The organism is Streptomyces glaucescens (assembly GCF_002154375.1).
Lineage (GTDB): Bacteria > Actinomycetota > Actinomycetes > Streptomycetales > Streptomycetaceae > Streptomyces > Streptomyces glaucescens.
On the sequence record NZ_MUND01000370.1, the window covers coordinates 1 to 17654 of the forward strand.

Sequence of the window (17654 nt, forward strand, 5' to 3'; positions counted from 1 at the left end):
GGCCGGGCGCGGCCGAGGGCCACCGGTCCAGGCGAGGGCCGCCGGTCCAGGCGAGGGCCGCCGGTCCTGGCGTCCCCGCCGAACCCGGCCGCAACGACGGCCGCTCACCGCATGCCGTACCCGCGCGGCCGGCCGGGCCCGGCCCTGACGGGCACCGCGCTCAGTCCTGCCCCTCCAGCACCCGCACGGGCAGCGGTCGCAGCGCCCCCCGCAGCGCGACCGCCAGCTCCTGGTACTCCGCGCCCCGCGCCGCCCCCGCCCGCATCGCCAGGGCGATCCGGCGGGTGGGGGCGGGGTCGGCGAAGCAGCCGGTGAGGAGCTGGTTGCTGCGGCTGGTCTCGACCTTGAGGGCGGTGCGCGGCAGCAGGGTGCAGCCGAGGCCCCCGGCGACCAGCTGGACGAGGGTGGACAGGCCGGCGGCCGTGGTGGTCACGGGGGCGTCCTCGCGGCCGGCCTCACGGCAGATGTCGAGGGCCTGGTCGCGCAGGCAGTGCCCCTCGTCGAGGAGCAGCAGGTTCAGTTCCTTCAGCGCCTCGCGGGGAATGCCCTCCCGTCCGCCGAGTTCGTGGTCGAGGGGTGTGACGAGGACGAAGTCCTCGTCGAACAGGGGCAGTTCCACGACCCCCGGCACGCCCAGCGGGACCGCGAGCAGCAGCAGGTCGAGGCGGCCGGTGGTGAGGCCGTCGAGCAGGTTGGCGGTCTGCTCCTCGTGGACCTGGAGGTCGAGGTCGGGGTAGCGCTCGTGCACCAGCCGCAGCACCGTCGGCAGCAGGTACGGCGCGACGGTCGGGATGACCCCGAGCCGCAGCGCACCGGTGAACGGCGCCCGCACCGCCTCGGCCTCCTCCAGCAGGGCGCCGACTTCCTCCAGCACCGCCTTGGCCCGGACGGCCAGCCGTTCCCCGGCGGTCGAGAGCAGCACCTTGCGGGTCGTACGCTCGAGGAGGGTCACCCCCAGCACCTCCTCCAGCGCGGAGACGGCGCCGGAGAGCGCGGGCTGGCTCATGCCGATCGCCGCGGCGGCGTCCCGGAAGTGGAGATGCTCGGCGACGGCGGCGAAGGCGCGCAGCTGGGCGAGACTGGGCTGGCGGCGCTTGCCGACGTGACCCACGTTACTGACAGTCACTGATAACTACCTCCGATCAACACGACCGAGTGTAGCTATTTCACTAATCAATGCGCGCTGTGCCACCATCAGCCACGTCCAACCCATGGGAAACACCTGCCAAAAGCGGGTGTTTCTTCGCTGCGCTGCAAGGAGAGCTAGTGCTCACTGTCGGTGACAAGTTCCCCGAGTTCGAACTGACCGCCTGCGTCTCGCTGGAGAAGGGCAAGGAGTTCGAGAAGATCAACCACAAGACCTACGAGGGCAAGTGGAAGGTGATCTTCGCTTGGCCCAAGGACTTCACCTTCGTGTGCCCGACCGAGATCGCGGCCTTCGGCAAGCTGAACGACGAGTTCGCCGACCGTGACGCCCAGGTCCTCGGCTTCTCCGGCGACTCCGAGTTCGTCCACCACGCCTGGCGCAAGGACCACGACGACCTGCGCGACCTGCCGTTCCCGATGATGGCCGACTCCAAGCACGAGCTGATGCGCGAGCTGGGCATCGAGGACGAGGACGGCTTCGCCAAGCGCGCGGTCTTCATCGTGGACCAGAACAACGAGATCCAGTTCACCATGGTGACCGCCGGCTCCGTCGGCCGTAACCCCAAGGAGGTCCTGCGGGTCCTCGACGCTCTCCAGACGGACGAGCTGTGCCCCTGCAACTGGAGCAAGGGCGACGAGACCCTGGACCCGGTCGCGCTGCTGGCCGGTGAGTGACCCATGTCGCTCGACTCCCTGAAGTCCCGCATACCGGACTACGCCAAGGACCTGAAGCTCAACCTGGGCTCGGTCATCGGCAACTCCGACCTCCCCGCCCAGCAGCTCTGGGGCACCGTGCTGGCGACCGCCATCGCCTCGCGCTCCCCGATCGTGCTGCGTGAGCTGGAGCCGGAGGCGAAGGCGAACCTCACGCCGGAGGCCTACACCGCGGCCAAGTCCGCGGCGGCCATCATGGCGATGAACAACGTCTTCTACCGCACCCGCCACCTGCTGTCCGACCACGAGTACGGCAACCTGCGCGCCGGCCTGCGGATGAACGTCATCGGCAACCCCGGTGTCGACAAGGTCGACTTCGAGCTGTGGTCCTTCGCCGTGTCCGCCATCAACGGCTGCGGCATGTGCCTGGACTCGCACGAGCAGGTGCTGCGCAAGGCGGGCCTGGACCGTGACGTGATCCAGGAGGCGTTCAAGATCGCCTCCGTGGTGCAGGCGGTCGGCGTCACCCTCGACGCCGAGGCCGTCCTCGCCGAGTGAGGCACTGAGACGCTGAGGAGCGCCGAGGCGCTGAGGCGCTGAGCAACACCGGCAAGGCCCCGTCCACCCAGCGGTGGACGGGGCCTTCGTCGTGCTTCGGCCGACGGCCGGGCCTTCGTCGTGCTCAGCCGTCCGGCAGCTCGGCCGTGCTCAGTCGGCCGGGTCGGCCGGCGGCTCGGCCGGGGACGCGTCCGACGAGGTGGCGCCGTGCGGCGCCGGCGAATGCCGCAGCGCGGCCTCCTGCGAGTACGTCCGCAGATACCCGACGACCGTGTTCGTCACCGCCACCAGCGGTACGGCGACCACCGCGCCGCCGATCCCGGCCACCATGCCGCCCGCCGTGACGGACAGCACCACGGCCAGCGGATGCACCCGCACCGCCCGGCCCAGGATGAACGGCTGGAGGATGTGGCCCTCGATCTGCTGCACGGCGAGCACCACCGCCAGCGTCATCACCGCGGTGAACACCCCCTGCGTGACCAGCGCCACGACCACCGCCAGCGCCCCGGACATCACGGCGCCGACCAGCGGGATGAAGGCGAACAGGAAGATGAAGACCGCCAGCGGCACGGCCATGGGCACGTCGAGGAAGTAGATGCCGAGGCCGATGAAGATCGCGTCGATCAGGGCCACTATCACCGTGCCGCGCACATACGCGGTCAGCGTCCGCCAGGCCCGCGGCCCCGCGCCCGCGACCCCCGGCCGGGCGGCGGCCGGGACCAGCTTCAGCGTCCACTCCCAGATGCGCCGGCCGTCGTGGAGCAGGAAGAGGGTGGAGAAGACGGCGAGCAGGATGCCGGTCAGCGTCTCGACGACGACCGTCACGCCCTCCAGGCCCGCGGAGGTGATCTGGTCGGTGTTCGCGCCGATCGCCTCGCGCAGGTTCTCCGCGATGTCGTTGATCTGCTTGTCGGTGACGTGGAAGGGGCTGTCCAGCAGCCAGCGGCGCAGTTCGTCGATGCCGTCCTGGACCTGGTCGGAGAGGTTGCCGATGTTCTCCATGACCTGCCAGGTCACGAACCAGCCGACGAGGCCCATCACCACGAAGCCGAGGAGCGCGGTCAGCGCGGTCGCGAGCCCGCGCGGCACGCCCAGCCGCCGCAGCCGCCCCACCGTCGGCTGGAGCAGCGCCGTCATCAGCAGCGCGGCGACGAACGCCAGCACCACCAGCTGGACGGCGCTGATGACGCGCATCAGCACCCAGAGGGTGCCGGCCAGCACCAGCAGCCGCCAGCCGGCCTCGGCGGCGACCCGGACCCCCCACGGCACGGCCTGCGCCGGGTCGGGGCGGGGCGCGACGGCCGGGGCGTACCCGGGAGGCGGCGGCACGTAAGCGGGCGAGCCGGCCGCGTCGTGCTCGGCGTCCGTGTGCTCCCGCTCCGCCTCCGCGCGGCGTTCCTCCCACTGCCTGCCCATGCGGTTCAGACCGGCGCCCAGCCGGCCGAGCCACCCTGGCACTCGCGACATGTTCCGTCCTTCTCCCCCGTCGGTCCCCACCACTCCCCCCTGGAGTCGTCCCGTCAGACCGTACATGGCGAAAGCCCCTCACCGTAGAACGGCGAGGGGCTTCACGAAGTCGAGCGGAGGACGGTCCGCGGGCGTTCGCGGCCTAGTACCAGTGGTTGGCCTGCCAGAACGACCAGGCGCCGCAGGGGCTGCCGTAGCGCTCGTTCATGTAGTTCAGGCCCCACTTGATCTGGGTGGCCGGGTTGGTCTGCCAGTCGGCGCCGGCGGACGCCATCTTGGTCCCGGGCAGCGCCTGGAAGAGACCGTAGGCACCGGAGGAGGGGTTCACGGCCCGGTAGTTCCAGTCGGACTCGTGGTCCACGATGTTGCTGAAGCACTGGAACTGGTCGCCCGGCACCATCTGCGCGGCCATCGACTGGATCTGCGCGATGGAGTACGAGCTCTGGACGGCGAAGGTGGAGGCGTCGGCCCGGGCGGCGTCGCGGCTGGCCTTCTGCTCGGCCTCCTCGCGCTCCTTGGCTTCCTTGGCCTCCTGAGCGGCCTTCTCGGCCTGCTCCTTCTTCGCGATCGCGGTCTCGGCGGCCTTCTTGCGGGCCGCTTCCTCGGCGTCCTTCTTCGCGGTCGCGTCCGCGGCGATGGCCTGCACGTCGGCCTGCTGCGTCAGGGACGCGGTCTGCACCTGGGCCTGCTGGCCCGCGGGGATGTCCGCGAGGAACGTCAGGTCGGTTGCCGCCGCCTCGGCGTCGTTGTTCTGCGCGGTGCTGCCCGAGGCAACGCCGACGACGCTTCCGACTGCGGTGACCGCGGTGGCCGAGGCCACTGCGAATCCCCGGACCGAAATCCGGCTCACACGGTTTTCCTTCCAGCATCGCCCGCTTCGGTGACCCTGGCGGACGCAATCGTGCCCCTGACACTGGCCTCCCCAACTGCGGGTCACGGGAGGCACGGGCCCGGTGGGCAACTCCCTCGCGGGGAGCGCCGCATGGTGCTCGGGCGGCATACGACGGCTGCTATGGAGTTGGTGGTGCCGTATCGCTGGGGATACAGGTGTGTCGTATGCGGGGCCTGACAGGAGTGAGACTCTGCCGCACGGTGACGCCGGTAGGCAATTCCGAGTTGCGTGGGAAAGCTCACACCCTTTTCACACCAGGAGATTTTCTCGTTCCCACACACGCGAAGGCGCCGCCCGGCTAGGCTTTTCGCCTTTCCGAACGGCGCCAACTCGCCTGCTATCACCCCGAGACGGGGCGAGTGGATCAGAGAGTCAGAAGCGGATCAGATCTGGCCGTCCTCCAGCATTTCGGTTACAAGCGCTGCGATCTGGGATCTCTCGGACCGGGTCAGGGTGACATGCGCGAACAGCGGATGCCCCTTCAGTTTCTCCACAACGGCGACGACACCGTCGTAGCGCCCGACCCGCAGATTGTCGCGTTGCGCCACATCGTGGGTCAGAACGACCCGCGAATTGGCGCCGATCCGGGACAGAACGGTCAGCAGGACGTTCCGTTCCAGCGACTGCGCCTCGTCCACGATCACGAAAGCGTCGTGCAGCGACCGGCCGCGGATGTGGGTGAGCGGCAGCACCTCCAGCATGCCGCGCGCGGTGACCTCCTCGATGACCTCACGGCTGGTGACCGCGGAGAGGGTGTCGAAGACGGCTTGAGCCCACGGGCTCATCTTCTCCGCCTCGGTGCCGGGCAGATAGCCGAGCTCCTGCCCGCCGACCGCGTACAGCGGGCGGAAGACCATCACCTTCTCGTGCTGACGGCGCTCCAGCACCGCCTCCAGCCCCGCGCACAGCGCCAGCGCCGACTTGCCGGTGCCGGCCCGGCCGCCCATGGACACGATCCCGACGTCCGGGTCGAGCAGCAGATCGAGCGCGATGCGCTGCTCGGCGCTGCGCCCCTTGATGCCGAACGCCTCCCGGTCGCCGCGCACCAGCCGGACGTTCCCCTCCGGGGTCACCCGGCCGAGTGCCCGGCCGCGCTCGGAGTGGATGGTCAGGCCCGTGTGGACGGGCAGCTCCGCCGCCTCGGGGACGTGGATGTGGCCTTCCTCGAAGAGGATGTCCACCTGTTCGGCGGGCAGCGTCAGCTCGGCCATCCCGGTCCAGCCGGAGGAGTCCGTGATGGCGAGTTCCGCGCGGTACTCCTCGGCCAGGAGACCCACGGAGGAGGCCTTGATCCTGAGCGGGAGGTCCTTGGACACGACGGTGACGTCGAACCCCTCGGCCTGCAGGTTGCGGGCGACCGCGAGGATGCGGGAGTCGTTGTCCCCCAGGCGGTAGCCGGTGGGCAGCACGCTGGGGTCCGAGTGGTTGAGCTCGACACGGACGGTTCCGCCCAGGTCCCCGATCGGGATGGGGGCGTCGAGACGGCCGTACCGCACCCGGTAGTCGTCGAGCAGGCGCAGGGCCTGCCGGGCGAAGTAGCCGAGTTCGGGATGGTGCCGCTTGGCCTCCAGCTCCGTGACCACGACGATGGGGAGCACGACCTCGTGCTCGTCGAAGCGGCTCAGAGCGTTCGGGTCGGACAGCAGGACGCTGGTGTCGAGAACATAGGTGCGCCGGTCTGGCTTGTGGCGCTGTGCGCTGGTCACCACGGAAGGACGTACCCCCTCGGATGAGGTCGGGGAGCGACGGAGCGGAGCTGGACCGGTCGTCGGCCGCCCTGCACGCGCAGGAGCCGAGAACCGGCCCTCCGCTGCTTCTTCCGTGCCGAGGACCGCACGGTCGGGCTGGTGCAAAGGGCCTCCCGGGCGGACGGCCCCGTGCCGCCCGCTGAGATCCGACACCCGTGGTTCGGGTGTCGACCTGTCTGGTCTATGCCCTCGAACAAGCGCTGCCATGCCACGGCATATGACGGCGCGCCTGTGAACTCCACGTGACATGCGCCGTCTTGCCGCCGTTTGCCCCCCGCCGGACGGGGTACCCGTACCCCCGCTCGGGGGGCGTTTATGGGTCAGCCGCCGTAACGGCGGTGGCGTGCCGCGTAGTCACGCAGGGCACGCAGGAAGTCGACCTTGCGGAAGGCCGGCCAGAAGACGTCGCAGAAGTAGTACTCCGAGTGGGCGGTCTGCCAGAGCATGAATCCGGACAGCCGCTGTTCGCCGCTGGTGCGGATCACCAGGTCCGGGTCCGGCTGGTCACCCGTGTAGAGGTGCCGGCCGATCATGTCGATGTCGACGGCCTCGGCCAGCTCCCCGACCGAGGTCCCCTTCTCGGCCGCCTCGTGCAGCATCGAGCGGACCGCGTCGGCGATCTCCTGCCGGCCGCCGTAGCCGATGGCGACGTTGACCAGTATCCCGTCGATGTGGGCGGTGGCCTCCTCGGCCTCCTTCAGGGTGGTCTGCATGCCCGCCGGCAGCAGGTCCATGGTGCCCACGTGGTGCACCCGCCAGCGGCCGTCGGCGGCGAGGGTGCGTACGACGTCCTCGATGATGCCGAGGAGCGGGCCCAGCTCCTCCTGCGGCCGGTCGAAGTTGTCCGTGGACAGCAGCCAGAGGGTGACGACCTCGACGTCCGTCTCGGTGCACCAGCCGAGGAACTCCTCGATCTTCTCGGCGCCGGCCCGGTGGCCGTGCACGGTGCTGGAGCCCGCGGCCTTCGCCCAGCGGCGGTTGCCGTCCATGATCACGCCGATGTGCTTGGGCACCTGAGCGTGGTCCAGGTGACCTTCCACCCGGCGCGCGTAGAGCCTGACCAGCAGGCCGCGCAGCTTGTCGCGCAGGTTCACGTGATTGTCAGCCCCTCCGGTGCGGATCGGACAGGGGACGGGCGCGGCGCTCGTGCGGCGGCTGGGCCGGGAGCGGGCCGGGTGCGTCCCTGTCCGTATGGCGGTCCCCCGGGGCGAAGCCTACCCCCGCTGCGCCGGAGCGCCGCTCCTGGGCCGGGGCCTGCTCCGGACGAGGGAGCCCGCGGGCCGCCCGGGGCAGGCAGTCGGCGGCGGCCCGGGAAAGGGGCCGGACTGCCCGGGACAAGAGAAACGGGCCGGTCCGTGGGGGGGAGACGGACCGGCCCGAGGGGGGGGTTTCCACCATAACCCTTCGTAAGGGCCACCGCGCACATCGGCGCGCCACAACTACTCTCCGAAGTTGCCCGGCAACGCCGCGCTGGACGCCGAAAGTGCGGCCCCACCGGGGCTTCAGGCCGATCCGCGCGGTTCGGCGGGCCCGTCCGGGGGTCCCCCGTGCGAGCGACCCCCGCGCGTCGGCGTCCGCTTGACGGTCACCCGGAAGCGGCCTTCGCCACCCCGGGAAGGAGAAGAGCACGCCGGAACGGAGGCAGGGCGTGCCGGAAGGGAGCGGGGTGCGCCGCGCAGCCCCCTCCACTGCGCGGTGCCGCCACGCAGCTTTGCTCACGCGAATTCCCTTGGTCTGAACTTACTCGAGCCAGCGCCCGCGAGGCGAGCCGCCGGCGATAACGATGTGGAAACACGGGACGCGCACGCGACGGAATGACCTGTGCGGCGGCCCCAACACCGGCGCGGCGGGGACGGATTGCCGGCTTCACCGAGCCCGTACGGACGCACGGAGACCGGGCGGCTTCCGCGACGGACCGCCACCGCGCCCGCCACCACGCCTCCGCCGTCCACTTGGCCCCTCGGGCACACAGGCACCCGCCACCCAGGAGCCGCCGCTCCCCCGCGCACATCACTCACCTGGCGGCGTCGTCCCGGCGACGACAGACGTATGCGTCAGCAAGCCCCCCTACGTACCAACTGGCGCTTTCTCAGGCTCCGTTGGGTGATGCCCCCGTGTCCCGCCGAGGCTTCCGCGCGTGGAACAGATGCCGGGTGCTGTGGGCGACGAACGGCCCCTCGCCGCGGATCCGCTCATGCAGGGCACGCAACCGCGGCTCGTACGCCTCCGCGGTGAAGCCCGGCACCATCCAGACCACCTTGCGCAGGAAATGAACCACGGCGGCGATGTCGTGGAACTCCATCCGCAGCCGCTCCGCCCGCACCTCCACGACCTCCAGACCCGCCGCCTCGGCGGCCGCCCGCTCCCGCTCCGGGTCCCGGCCCCGGCGGACCTCATCCGGCTGGGGCCCCAGGAAGTACTCGACGAGTTCGAAGACGCTGCCCGGCCCGACGTGCTGTGCGAAATAGGTGCCGCCGGGCTGGAGCACCCGGGTGATCTCGTCCCAGTGCGGCACCACGGGATGCCGGCTGACGACCAGGTCGAAGGCGCCGTCCGCGAACGGCAGCGGCGCGTCCTGCGGAGCGGCCACGACCGCGACACCGCGGGGCCGGAGCAGCGCCGTCGCCTTGGCGACGTTCGGCGGCCAGCCCTCGGTGGCCACGGTGAGCGCGGGGGCGGTCGCGGCCCGGCCCAGCGCGAAGTCCAGGACCTCCCCGCCCCCGGTCTGGATGTCGAGGACGGCACGCGCCGCGCCCAGCCGCCCGGCCAGCGACTCGGCGTACCGCCACGAGGGCCGCGCCTCGGTGGCCCGCCCCTCGAACCAGGAGAAGTCCCACCCTTCGGTGGGCACGGAGGCACCCTCGGCGATCAGTTCCTCGAAGGTGGGGGTGTGCTGAGCTTCCATCACGCGACCGTCCCGGACTCTGTTTCCTCCTGCGGCGTTGCCTGCCGCTCAGGGCACCAACGGCCGTACCTGCTCCGCCGCGAACCGTACGAACCCCTCGGGGTCGGGCTCGTCGGCGGTCGGCTGCAGCACGACCGTGCCGGCACCGGCCTCGACGAGCCGCCCGACGGCCTCGGCGACGTCCTTCGCGTCACCCGCGACCCCCAGCTCGGGCACGTCCGCGACGCCTTCGGCCGTCAGCTCCGCCCGCAGCCGGGCGGAGGCGTCGGGACCGGTCGCGGTCAGCAGGTAGACGACGATCCGGTGCGGCTCGGTCCGTCCCGCCGCCGCCCGCCCCTCGTCGATGAGCCGCCGCGCCCGGCGTACGCCGTCCGGAGGCGTGACCGCGGTGAGAATGGTCCCGTCGGCGGACTCCCCCGACAGTCGCAGCGAGCGCGGACCGGTGACCCCGGCCAGCACCTCCGCCGGCTCGAAGGGCGGCCAGTCCAGGGCCACGTCGTCCAGCCGCACATACCGGCCCTCGGTGCTGACCCGCTCCCCGCGCAGCAGGGCCCGCAGCGCCGCCAGATACTCCCGCAGCAAGGTCACCGGCGACTCGGCCCGCGCCCCCACCTGCCCCATCCAGTCCTGCACCCCGTGCCCGACGCCCACGATCGCGCGGCCCGGGAACATGCGGTGCAGGGACGCCGCTTCCATCGCCGTGACCGCCACATTGCGCAACGGCACCGGCAGCAGCCCCACACCCACCCTCACCCGCTCGGTCCAGGCGAGCGCGGCGGCGGCCGTGGAGATCCCGCCCTCCAGGAAACAGTCCTCCCACAGCCACAGCTCGTCGAGCCCGGTGTCGTCGGCGAGGCGTGCGAGGGCACGCAGTCGCTCGGGCGGAAGTTGCGGGCGGAACACAGCGCCGAGTCCAGTCATGGGACTACCTAACGGCGCACCGGGACCAGGGGACAACCGGTTTACCCGGATTCCCGGGCGGTCGTCTCCCGCACCTCGTACCGCAGCAGAACCACTCCGGTGCCGAACGTACGGCTCTCCAGGAGCCGCAGGTCGGTCAGCGAGGACGTCTCCGGGAACATGGGCGTGCCCCTCCCCACGAGAACGGGATGGACGTAGACCCGGAACTCGTCGACCAGCCCGTACCCGAGGAACGCCTCCGCGATCCGCGCCCCGCTGAGCACCAGCTCACCGCCGGGCCGGGCCTTCAGCGCGCGAACCTCGTCCGGTACGACCTCCCGTACCACGGTCGTGTTCCACCCGACGTCCGCGTCCCGCAGCGTGCGCGAGTACACGAACTTCGGCATGTCCCGCCAGATCCCCGCGAACTCCGCCATCACAGGAGAGGCCTCGGGATCCTGGTCGGCCGTCGGCCAGAACTCGGCCATCAGTTCGTACAGGACCCGCCCGCTGAGGAAGCCCCCCGCCTCGCGGAGCGTGTCGTTCATGTACTGGTGCAGCTCGTCGTCGACGCGATGCCAGCTGATGTCGTGGCCGGGGCCCTCCATGTATCCGTCGAGCGAGACGGACATGTGAAACACGATCTTGCGCATGGGCTAGCTCCGGGTGGGGAGAGTGCGTGTCATGACGCGGCGTTGGAGTGACGGGCGGGGACGGCTGGTCGTGCACGGGCCGAACGGTGACGTGTCCGTGCCCCTGGAACTGGCGACCTCCTATCGTGCCCGCACCAAGGGCCTGCTGGGCCGCGACACGGTGGACGGCGCCCTCCTTCTCTCCCCCGCCTCCTCCATTCACACCATCCGCATGCGCATCCCCATCGACGTCGCCTACCTCGACCGGCACCTCCGCGTGATCGCGGTACGCACGATGCGACCAGGACGACTCGGCCTGCCCCGACTACGCGCCCGGCACGTGGTGGAGGCGGGGGCACGGGTCATGGCAGGCTGGGGAGTGCGGCCCGGCGTCCGGCTGTCGATCGAACAGGATCCGATCGGCTAGCTGCGCGCCTCCAGTGGGCGACAGGGATCGCGGCGCCACCTCAGGGGGACTGTCGGTGGTACGGGTCGCTCTGTGGGGTGCCGCCCGGCCCGGGCGGGGTGAGCTGCCCGCCGCCGTACGGGGTCTGCTGCGCGGGCCGGACGGACGGTGGTGGTGGCACGGCCCCGGGGCGCGAACGCCTGCGGAGCACGACGACCGCTGCTGCGAGCGCTGCGAGGACGACGGCCGCGCCGATGCCCGGGACAACCCACGGGGAGACGTCACCGGAGTCCTTCGTCCCCGAGGTGTCCGAGCCCCTGTCGTCCGCCTCGGCCGGCGGTTGCGTGGACTCCGATGCGGGCGCGCTCCCCGAGGGGGACGCCGGGCTCCCCGCGGCCTCGAGGTCGGGCAGCGGGTAGACATCCGCCGGGCCCGGATCGCCGGGGTTCTGGAGGGCGATGCGGGGGCGGACGATGCCGTACCCGATGGAGTCGTTGCGCTTCGCGCCGTCCGTGGGCGCGCCGATGGTGTTCAGCATGACGCGGAGGACCTGGTTGTTGGTCCAGGTCGGGTGCTCGGACCAGATGAGGGCGGCGCTGGCGGAGGCCAGGGCGGCGGCGTCACTGGTGCCGTGGCTCTTGCAGAGGCCTGTCCTGCCTCCGCACGCGTGCACCATGTCCTCACCAGGGGCCGCCATGTCGACTTGAGGCCCGAACTCGGATTCATCAGTCCTACGGAGATCTCGGCCCACCGCCGCCACAGCGACCACTCCAGGCGTGGCCGCCGGATAGAAGACGGGGTTGCCCTCGTCGCCGCTGTTGCCGACGCCTGCGAAGACCAGCGAGCCACGGTCCAGGGCGTACTTCACGGCCGCAGTGAGGTCGTCACTGGTGTTCGTCGAGGCCAGGGAGACATTGATGACCTGCGCATCGGCGTCCGCCGCGAGACGAATGGCCTTGCTGAGGACTCCGGCAAACGCGAAACCCGCTGTCGGGTCATCGCTCTGCGTAGGTACTCGGATCGGGAGGATCTTGGCGCCCGGCGCGAGGCCGTAGGCGCCGATTCCGCCTCCGTAACCCCCGGTGCCGGCAATCAGCCCAGCCATGGATGTGCCGTGACCGAGGTAGTCCGTGTGCTCATCGCCGGGACGGGAGGTCGCCAGATCCCGCCCATCGAGCACTTGCCCTTCGAGGTCGGGGTTATCGGGGTCCACGCCGGTGTCGATCACCGCAACCGTGATGCCCTTGCCCGTGCTTGTCCCCCACATCTCTTCGGCATGCATGGCATCCAGATGCCACTGTTGTGAGCGGGTCGAATCGGCGCGCGCGGGAGAGGCGGCACCACCCACCAGCAGAAGGCCGACGACCGCTGAGGCGACAGCCCGGAGTCGGCCTCCCCGTGTCCTGTTGGTCGGCATGTGCGTCCCTCTCCCGTTCCTCTGCGTGTCAGTCGGTTGCCGATGAGCTGTTGCGACGGTCGGTCTGCTGCTGCCTGCCCTGTCGAGCACCACTCGAGGGCCTCGCAGGCCGATGGCCGCTGGCGCGGTCGCCGTCGTCGTTCGGCGTGCCTCCGGAAATGCCACCTCGGGTCGGTGCGGAGGGTACCGGGGCACCGGGGCGGGCAGGCGCGCGGCCCGTCCGCTGCGGAGACCCGCCGACCACGCCGCTCGGCGGGGTGGACGGGGGGCGTCCGGTGTTCGTCGTGGCTCCGGGGCGGGCCGTCGTCGACGGCGCCGTCGGTCCCGCCGGGACAGGGCCCGTCGATCCACGGTGTGCAGCAGGCTCTCCGCCCACGACTGTCCCACCAGGCAGGCGACCTGACGGCTTCCCCGCGGCAGGCGTTGCCGTGGGACGTCCCCCGGTGATGGCCTGGCTGACCGGGGGTCCGCCCATGACGCCGGGGCTTCCGGGCCGTCCGCCCATGGCGCCCGGGCCCGTCGGCCGTCCGCCTGTGACGGCCGGTCCTGTCGGCCGTCCACCCATGACGCCCGAGTTGGGGGGCCATCCGGCCGCGGTGCCGGAGGCAGAGGGCATACCGCGGCCGGAGCCCATACCCGGACCGGGAAGGGTCCTGCCGGCAGCCGTACCGGACGTCGGCCCGTGCGGGAACGGACCACCTGCCGTGATGTCACGTCCGCGCGGAACACCCGTGCCTTCCTGCCCCGGCGACAACGGTGTGCGCCCACCGGCGAACGGCCTTCCTCCGCCTCCGGAGACGGTGGGCGTGCGCCCTCCACCGCGGCCTGAGGTTGGCGGAATCAGTCCGGTCACCGTCGGGGGCAGGATCGATTCGGGACGAGCCGGCGTGATCGGTCCCACCGTCGGCCCCGGTCCCGTGACGGGGCGATGCGCTTCGGGAAGCGTGTCGACCGAGTCGATCTGGACATGCGCCGGGCGGTCAGGTGTCTCCGGTGGGTGCGGCGCGGCCGGAGCCACGGTGACGGGCCCCAGCTCCCCCTCAGACCGTCCCGCTGCTGTGGCATGCCCGGTCACTCGGCCTACCGACTCGGCCGTGTTCGACGTTGTGCCGCTCCCCGTGGCACTGCCGGCGCGCCCGGTTCCCGGGCGCGCCAGGCCCTCGGGGGTATCGATGCTGATCGCGGACGGCGGCGGCGGAAACCTGGGCCGCTCCAAGCTGTCCATCTGCGTCGACGACAGGTCATACGCCTGCGCCAGTTTCCGCATCTCGACCGCCGCCTCCTGGCGGACCTTCTCCTTGTGCGCCTTCAGCGCCGCGAGCTCGGCACCGGACTTCGCGGCGACCGCGCCGGCGTCGGGGTCGTTGTGGTGGGCGCGGGCCGCCGCGAGGTTGGCCGAGGCGCTCGACTCGTCGCGCGGTACGGCGGCCTGGGCGGTGGCGATCGCGCCGGAGGCCTGGGAGAGCCACTTGCCGGAGTCGCCGCTGAAGTCGGCGAGCCGTAGGGCGGAGTTGGCGAGATCGCCCGCCCAGGTACGGAAGGCGTCCGCGCCCTCGCCCTTCCACTCCACCCACTGTGGTCGGATCTTCAGCTCATCCGCGATCTTGCGGATCTCCTCGGCGGCGGCGACGAGCTTCTGGGCAGCGGCCTGCACCGTCCCGCTGTCAGCCTGGTCCAGCCATGCGAGCATCTGCTCGTGGCTCATGCCCTCGAAGGACGTGCCCCCACGGGCGCCACCGGATCCCTTGCCTGCCATCAGCCGTCTCCCCGTTCTCGTACCGCGCTCGTCGCCCTCTGGGTCAGATCGTGCCGCCGGCGTCACCGTGCGACGGCTTCTGGCCGCCGGTTTCGGTGCGGCCGCCCGTGGCGCCGTGGTGCTTCGCACGCTCCGGGTCGTACGGCCCGCCGTAGTGCTCCGTCGTCTCGGCGGTGATGGCGGCCATGCGGTTACGGACGTCCACGTCGATGTTCTCGTAGCCCTTGTGCGACGCCAGGACCGCGATGGACATGGCCTCCATGCAGTCCGAGAGCAGCTTGGAAAAGCTCTCCAGGTCGGCGATGACCTTCTCGTACGACGTGTACAGACCGGCCGCCTCGGTCCAGGATCCGTCACCGCCGCCGAACTTCTGGCGCACGAGCGGCTCCTGACCCACCTTGGTGGGGCCGGCCTGCGACTCCTTCAGGTCGCGGACGAGTTCGTCGACCCGCTGCCGGAACTTCGTGAACGACGACAGCTCGGTGGACAGGTCCTGGACCGCGTCCCTCGCCGTGTCGAACACACCGGACAGCCAGGACGAGCCCGTCCCGCCCGTCGACGCACTCGTCGAACCGCCACTGTCGCTCGGCAGCACTGGTGCCCCCCGTTCCCCGTTCCCCCGTCGGCCTCAGGAAGAGCGAGACCGCCCCACACACTCTAGTGACCGGCAGTGACAACCCGTTCCGGGGAAACGTCACAGAGTGAGCATTCGGCCACCTCTCGGCGACTTCCCGACGCCGGTCGTGCAGGGGAGTGGGCGGCGGCAGAGGTGCAATCGGACGCTTTGGGCCACCACGAACACCACGGGAGCGGGTTCACAGCCCCCTGAGCCGGGCCGCCCCTGACACCCACTGGCCCAAGTCTTCCTATCGCCGCGCCTACAGGGGGCAGCTGTCAGCGGCGAACGGTCCGAAGTGGACACCCTGGCCGACGGCGCCGTCAGCCCTCCCCCCGCGCGAACGACACCTCCACCCGCCGGTTCTTCTTGCGGCCCTCCTCCGAGGAGTTCGACGCGATCGGGTAGTCCTCGCCGTAGCCGCGGACCTCGAAGGTGACGCCCGGGTCGTTCAGTTCCGCGTCCAGGACCTGGTGGACGGCGTTCGCCCGCTGCTTCGACAGGACGTCGCCGTGGGCCGAGGAGCCGAGGTCGTCCGTGAAGCCGAAGACGCGGATGCGGGTCGCGTTCTGCGACTTGATCTCCTGTGCGATCGCTCCGAGGCGTGCCTTCGCCGCCCCGCCGAGCCTGGCGCTGTCCTTCGGGAACAGCACCTCCGCCTGGAGGGCGAACTTCACGTCCGCGTTCGTGTCCTCCCGGCGCTCCTCGCCGCTCTCGTCCTCCACGACCTGCTTGATGTCGAGCACCTTCGGCTCGGCCAGCGTGGCGCCTTCCGGCAGCTTCAGGTCCGGGTCGTTGGCGTCCAGCTCGACCGGAGCCGCGGCGGTGGCCTCCGTGCCGGGCGGGACGCTGGGGCCGTCGTCGGCGTGGGCGGTGGTGGCGGCGGTGTAGAGGGTGGTGGTGAGGAGGAGGGTGGCGGTGAGGGATGCGGTGAGTCGTGAGGTCATGGAGGCCTCACTCAGAGATCTTGATCGGGGCGGTGGCGAACATCGGCAGCTGGAGGGTCACTTCGGTGGTGTCGGCAGGAGGCGCCGGGAACTGCATGAAAACAGGGAGGGATTCGCCGGACTTCATGGCGGGGAAGTTGGTCGTCGTGAGCGGTCGCCCATCGGTGTCACGCAGCACGTAGTAGCGCTTCTTACCCTGGGAATCCACCAGCGTGGCCCCGCCGAGCGACCTGCCGTTCCGGATGATCTCCGTCTCGTTGCCACTCAGCTGGGCCGGAACGTTGACCGTATCGCCGCCGTCGTTCTTCAGGGTCCCGCTCACCGTCACGAAACCGCCCGAGTCACGTACGGCGGAGGTGATCTGCAGCAGCAGGCTGTCCGGTCCCTTGAGTTCGGTGAGGGGTTCCTCCGACTGCCCCTCCTGCGCCCTCTGATCGGAACCGCCCGACCCGGAAGCGGATGCCGACGTCTGAGGCTTCTTGTCCTCGCCGTCTCCGCCACCGCATCCGGCCACGCCGAGGGCCAGACCGGCCACCACGGACAACGCGGCCATCCTCCTGCGGGCCTTCGCTGTGAACCGAATGCTCATGCCTCTGCTTCCTTAGTCACTCGTCGTTCGCCTGTCAGTCGGCCAGATGGACCTCGAAGAGGTCCTCCGGGTCCGGTAGGTCGGTGAGGTCATCCGGCGACAGTTCCCAGTCCTGGTCCTCGCAGCTGAGCGTGGGCAGCTCGTCGTCGCCCGTGTCCTCGGCCGGCGGTTCGAAGGTGCAGCGGGGCTCGATGACGGCCTTGGCCGAGGCTGTGGCCCGGATGTCCTCGGTACCGGGGACGATGCTGTCCCCCACGGTCTCGTCCGTCTCGACGTCGACTGTGTAGCCGAGCAGACCGTCCGGCGCGCAGTCCCGCACGGCAGCGTCGTTCTGCGCAGCGAGCTGGTGAGCACGCCAGCAGGAGTCGGCCACCTGCACGGCACCGTCGAAGATGCCTTGCCACGCGGCCGGGTCCTTCACGTTGTCCAGCCACTCCCCGGCCAGCTGGTCCCTGGTGTCGAGGGCTGCCGCGAGCGCTGCCGCATCGGCCGCGGTCTGGGCGTCGCTCCTGGTCGTCGCGGCTTGCCCCACCGCGAGGTAGGCGAACGCAAGAAAGAGCAGGCCCGCCACCACCGTGATGTAGATGGGAAAGGCCTGCCCCGCGTCGTCTAACCCCCTGGACCGCGTCAACCGCCGGTGACTTCGGTGATCTTGTCGGTGATCGCGTTGTAGATCGTCTGCCCGATGTCCGTCCCCGTGATGGCCAGCACGATCGCCACCACCACCGCGATGATGCCCAGGTACTCCACCGCGGTCTGGCCCTTGTCGTCGCTCCACTTGGTGCGCATGGTGTTTCCCTCCGGGTGTGCCGCTGTCGGTGCCGGAAGGGTAGGGCGGGGTGGGGGGTGTCTTGGAGGGTCCGTGGGCCCAGTCGTGGGCCCAATTCGAAGGGGGCGGGGTCATCGTCGGCTCCCGGAGGAGCCGGGGGTCGTGCCCAGCCACTTGGCGGTGGCCTCGGCGCGGCTGGTGCTGTGGAGTTTGGCGAAGATGCGGTTGATGTGGTTCTTGACCGTCTTCTCG

Annotated in this window: 19 protein-coding genes; 3 read left to right on the plus strand and 16 right to left on the minus strand. The window is 70.8% G+C overall.

Annotation, left to right across the window (positions count from 1 at the left end):
• Positions 1-160 precede the first annotated feature (160 nt).
• On the minus strand, positions 161-1126 hold the full coding sequence (locus CCN42_RS23560) for a LysR substrate-binding domain-containing protein (protein WP_086738593.1): 966 nt from the start codon (positions 1124-1126) through the stop codon (positions 161-163).
• A 140-nt stretch (positions 1127-1266) separates the two neighbouring features.
• On the opposite strand from CCN42_RS23560, the gene CCN42_RS23565 reads away from it, so the two are divergent.
• The gene (locus CCN42_RS23565; protein WP_043503776.1) at positions 1267-1821 is read left to right on the plus strand and encodes a peroxiredoxin; all 555 of its coding nucleotides are present in this window, start codon (positions 1267-1269) and stop codon (positions 1819-1821) included.
• 3 nt (positions 1822-1824) lie between these two features.
• Positions 1825-2358, plus strand: a complete 534-nt coding sequence (locus tag CCN42_RS23570) for an alkyl hydroperoxide reductase (RefSeq protein WP_086738595.1) — start codon at positions 1825-1827, stop codon at positions 2356-2358.
• Positions 2359-2508: 150 nt separating this feature from the next.
• On the opposite strand, the gene CCN42_RS23575 is transcribed toward CCN42_RS23570, so the two are convergent.
• From CCN42_RS23575 to CCN42_RS23605, 7 genes are all read right to left on the minus strand, one after another.
• Positions 2509-3825, minus strand: coding sequence for an AI-2E family transporter (locus CCN42_RS23575; RefSeq protein WP_086738597.1), 1317 nt, complete (start codon positions 3823-3825; stop codon positions 2509-2511).
• Positions 3826-3967: 142 nt separating this feature from the next.
• Entirely contained in the window at positions 3968-4675 is a 708-nt protein-coding gene (locus CCN42_RS23580) for an aggregation-promoting factor C-terminal-like domain-containing protein (protein ID WP_086167267.1), read from the minus strand.
• Positions 4676-5100: 425 nt separating this feature from the next.
• A complete protein-coding gene (gene phoH2, locus CCN42_RS23585) occupies positions 5101-6426 on the minus strand; it encodes an RNA 5'-3' helicase PhoH2 (RefSeq protein WP_086738599.1) in 1326 nt (441 codons plus the stop codon).
• Positions 6427-6785: 359 nt separating this feature from the next.
• Positions 6786-7559, minus strand: a complete 774-nt coding sequence (locus tag CCN42_RS23590; RefSeq protein ID WP_086167269.1) for an isoprenyl transferase — start codon at positions 7557-7559, stop codon at positions 6786-6788.
• 995 nt (positions 7560-8554) lie between these two features.
• Positions 8555-9370, minus strand: a complete 816-nt coding sequence (locus CCN42_RS23595; RefSeq protein WP_086738601.1) for a class I SAM-dependent methyltransferase — start codon at positions 9368-9370, stop codon at positions 8555-8557.
• A gap of 48 nt (positions 9371-9418) precedes the next feature.
• Positions 9419-10291, minus strand: coding sequence for an LLM class flavin-dependent oxidoreductase (locus CCN42_RS23600; RefSeq protein WP_086738603.1), 873 nt, complete (start codon positions 10289-10291; stop codon positions 9419-9421).
• 41 nt (positions 10292-10332) lie between these two features.
• Positions 10333-10923 carry a dihydrofolate reductase family protein gene (locus tag CCN42_RS23605; protein ID WP_086738605.1) on the minus strand — a complete coding sequence of 197 codons (591 nt, stop codon included), beginning with the start codon at positions 10921-10923 and terminating at the stop codon, positions 10333-10335.
• Between the two features lie 31 nt (positions 10924-10954).
• Between CCN42_RS23605 and CCN42_RS23610 the strand changes: the two genes are divergently transcribed.
• Positions 10955-11329, plus strand: a complete 375-nt coding sequence (locus CCN42_RS23610; RefSeq protein ID WP_086738606.1) for a DUF192 domain-containing protein — start codon at positions 10955-10957, stop codon at positions 11327-11329.
• Between the two features lie 40 nt (positions 11330-11369).
• Here CCN42_RS23610 and mycP read toward each other — a convergent pair whose 3' ends face one another.
• The 8 genes from mycP to CCN42_RS44695 form a co-directional block, all read right to left on the minus strand.
• Positions 11370-12725: a type VII secretion-associated serine protease mycosin gene (mycP, locus tag CCN42_RS23615; RefSeq protein WP_086738608.1), complete on the minus strand. Its 1356-nt coding sequence runs from the start codon at positions 12723-12725 to the stop codon at positions 11370-11372.
• Positions 12726-12753: 28 nt separating this feature from the next.
• Positions 12754-14481: a hypothetical protein gene (locus CCN42_RS23620; RefSeq protein ID WP_086738611.1), complete on the minus strand. Its 1728-nt coding sequence runs from the start codon at positions 14479-14481 to the stop codon at positions 12754-12756.
• 43 nt (positions 14482-14524) lie between these two features.
• Positions 14525-15004, minus strand: coding sequence for a hypothetical protein (locus CCN42_RS23625; RefSeq protein WP_086738613.1), 480 nt, complete (start codon positions 15002-15004; stop codon positions 14525-14527).
• 416 nt (positions 15005-15420) lie between these two features.
• Positions 15421-16044: an OmpA family protein gene (locus CCN42_RS23630; RefSeq protein ID WP_086738615.1), complete on the minus strand. Its 624-nt coding sequence runs from the start codon at positions 16042-16044 to the stop codon at positions 15421-15423.
• Positions 16045-16051: 7 nt separating this feature from the next.
• Positions 16052-16633 carry a hypothetical protein gene (locus CCN42_RS23635; protein ID WP_086738617.1) on the minus strand — a complete coding sequence of 194 codons (582 nt, stop codon included), beginning with the start codon at positions 16631-16633 and terminating at the stop codon, positions 16052-16054.
• A gap of 34 nt (positions 16634-16667) precedes the next feature.
• The gene (locus tag CCN42_RS23640) at positions 16668-17264 is read right to left on the minus strand and encodes a pilus assembly protein TadG-related protein (RefSeq protein ID WP_086738619.1); all 597 of its coding nucleotides are present in this window, start codon (positions 17262-17264) and stop codon (positions 16668-16670) included.
• Entirely contained in the window at positions 17261-17422 is a 162-nt protein-coding gene (locus tag CCN42_RS43380; RefSeq protein WP_143659667.1) for a Flp family type IVb pilin, read from the minus strand. Before CCN42_RS43380 ends, CCN42_RS23640 begins: the two co-directional genes overlap by 4 nt.
• A 111-nt stretch (positions 17423-17533) precedes the next feature.
• Positions 17534-17654 (minus strand): LuxR C-terminal-related transcriptional regulator (locus tag CCN42_RS44695; RefSeq protein ID WP_143661997.1); only part of this gene is annotated, 121 nt, incomplete at its 5' end.

Coding starts and splice junctions, on each gene's coding strand:
- CCN42_RS23570 (WP_086738595.1), top strand. CDS start 1,825: ATGTCGCTCGACTCCCTGAAGTCCCGCATACCGGACTACGCCAAGGAC.
- CCN42_RS23575 (WP_086738597.1), bottom strand. CDS start 3,825: ATGTCGCGAGTGCCAGGGTGGCTCGGCCGGCTGGGCGCCGGTCTGAAC.
- CCN42_RS23595 (WP_086738601.1), bottom strand. CDS start 9,370: ATGGAAGCTCAGCACACCCCCACCTTCGAGGAACTGATCGCCGAGGGT.
- CCN42_RS23600 (WP_086738603.1), bottom strand. CDS start 10,291: ATGACTGGACTCGGCGCTGTGTTCCGCCCGCAACTTCCGCCCGAGCGA.
- CCN42_RS23605 (WP_086738605.1), bottom strand. CDS start 10,923: ATGCGCAAGATCGTGTTTCACATGTCCGTCTCGCTCGACGGATACATG.
- CCN42_RS23610 (WP_086738606.1), top strand. CDS start 10,955: ATGACGCGGCGTTGGAGTGACGGGCGGGGACGGCTGGTCGTGCACGGG.
- mycP (WP_086738608.1), bottom strand. CDS start 12,725: ATGCCGACCAACAGGACACGGGGAGGCCGACTCCGGGCTGTCGCCTCA.
- CCN42_RS23620 (WP_086738611.1), bottom strand. CDS start 14,481: ATGGCAGGCAAGGGATCCGGTGGCGCCCGTGGGGGCACGTCCTTCGAG.
- CCN42_RS23630 (WP_086738615.1), bottom strand. CDS start 16,044: ATGACCTCACGACTCACCGCATCCCTCACCGCCACCCTCCTCCTCACC.
- CCN42_RS23635 (WP_086738617.1), bottom strand. CDS start 16,633: ATGAGCATTCGGTTCACAGCGAAGGCCCGCAGGAGGATGGCCGCGTTG.
- CCN42_RS43380 (WP_143659667.1), bottom strand. CDS start 17,422: ATGCGCACCAAGTGGAGCGACGACAAGGGCCAGACCGCGGTGGAGTAC.